Source organism: Ignavibacteriota bacterium, assembly GCA_016218045.1.
Lineage (GTDB): Bacteria > Bacteroidota > Ignavibacteria > SZUA-365 > SZUA-365 > JACRFB01.
In genome coordinates this window covers 1-2,001 of the sequence record JACRFB010000025.1, presented here as the reverse complement: position 1 = coordinate 2,001, position 2,001 = coordinate 1, and the positions used below count along the sequence as shown (strand labels likewise).

The 2,001-nt window shown below is 60.5% G+C and carries 1 protein-coding gene; it reads left to right on the top strand.

Annotated elements, in window-relative coordinates; all coding sequences use genetic code 11:
- Positions 1 to 1,520 precede the first annotated feature (1,520 nt).
- Positions 1,521 to 1,832: a hypothetical protein gene (locus HY962_07590; protein ID MBI5646780.1), complete on the top strand. Its 312-nt coding sequence runs from the start codon at positions 1,521 to 1,523 to the stop codon at positions 1,830 to 1,832.
- Positions 1,833 to 2,001: the final 169 nt, after the last annotated feature.

The following is a 2,001-nucleotide window of genomic DNA, read 5'->3' as shown; positions in this document are numbered from 1 at the left end:
TGCGCAACTTGTCGCGTATGGTCTTGTTCACTTGAAAAGCCCTCCGGTGGCCTCAAGCCACGTCGCTGTGAGCTTGGATTATCGGAGGCTTTTCAAGTTTGATCGGTGATTTCGCGCGGGGTCACGCTTCTTTTGGGATTAAGCGAGAACGCCTCGGCCCAATCCCGCCAGTTACTCGAGAGTCCGCAACCCTCTTTACGGCCATAACCCCGAACTTAGACGGACGAACTCGGCCCCCGTACACAACCCTCACGATCCGCCTCCAATGATGCCCCGTCATTTGCGTCGGTCGGCACGCCGTTTCCGTTTGTCACGAAAGCCTTCGCGCTGTGATGGATTGCCTGCTGCGCGGCGCATCTCGAGAGCCTCCGACGCAATCACGCCATCAACCGCGACCGTCGATGCTGCGCTGGAATTCACTGGCGCGCGAGCCCTAACAAGAGGTTCAAGCTGGCGCGCCTTGGCTCGGTGGCCTGACGGCCACCTCGCCTGCGGCGACGACAGCTCAACTTCATGTTAGGCCTTCAATTCTCTTCCCCAACGACAACACCAAATCATGTCGTCACTCACGTCCTTCCATTTCGCGCGAATTGACAACCTCTGGCGCCTTGAGCTGCGCCTGCCGCGCAGTTCGAGCGACCAACCGCGTGCTCGCAGTGCGGGGCCTCTTCATCCGGTCGCCTTCCCTCCGAGCGCATCGCGCACCCACCGATTTCTCTCGCGCACATCGACACCCCCGCACACGCTGACGGCAGACCCGGTCACGTCTTCGAGCAACCCTTGTTATGCTTGTCGCGCGAGGACACATCAATCTCCTGTGCGCACTCGCGGAATCACTCAGCCTTCGACGTCCAGCCGCACGTTGACAGTCACCTCCCCGCTCGCGCAAAGCCCCTTCGCAGGTTCGAGCAGTCACTGCCGTGCTTGCCGCGCAGGACCGTTCGACAACGGCTGCAACCGAACACCGAAATAGACACAACAATGGACACAACGACGAGGGGCTTGCCGGCTTCGCCGGCTCGCCCCCTCATCCCGTTCCCATTGCGATACTGCAGTGCTGCGGTGAAGAAGCCTTGCCGCTGTGATGAATGGTGGTGGGCTGGGAAGACGTCGTCGACAACCAGTTCGTCCTTTCGCGCAACAGCAAGACCCGACAACACCTGTGCACTCGAAGCTGCGCTTGAACTCCTTACCCGAACAGGCCTAACAGGCGGTTTCACCCGCATGAGCTTGACGCGGCGGCCGAATGCCGCCGCGTCTGCGCGCGGGTGAACCGCGTGTTAGGGCCGCCATTGATGTACGTTCACGACGACGTGAGGACCGCTTGCTTTCGCCCGCTTGTCGACGCCATGCGCCCCCGTCGATTCACGCGTTCCGACGGAGCCACGATGCCGCCCACGAATAGACGCGCTACACCCGTTCGCATCCCCCGACAGACCCGTCCTCGTTCTTCGTCGACGGAACAGATTGCACGAATCATCGCCAGGGCCCTCCTTACGGACAGCGATCGCTCTCCGGTCGTGGTTGAAGACATCTGTTTCCACATGACCGACTGGCGCAGCGACCTTGAAATGCTGGCGTCGTTCTTCGACGCGCCGAATCGCTACACCGACGATGAGGTTGTCGAACTTCTCTACATCTTCCTTGTCCACGTCCCGAATCATGTCGCTGCTGCCGCCAAGCTCCTTTGCGGCATCCCTGTCGAGGACATCTTTGACGTTGGTGCGGTGTCCAGCGCCGGGCTCAAGTCAAGGGCCGCCCAACAAATAGCTTCAACAGTCGCGCGACAAAGGGCTGGCGGGCCTGCTGCCCGCCGCATCGCGCGACGCTGATGAGTTTTGTTGGCTCTCCTGACATGAAAGGCTCTCCTGACCCCAAAGTGGGTCCCGGAGGGGTAGGATGACCTGCATCCGTTCCTGTGCCAGTGTGGTGTTTGTCGACGACAACACAGAAGCGAGGAACGAATGCAGAAGCGCAGCATATGGCTGAAGGTATTGGGTG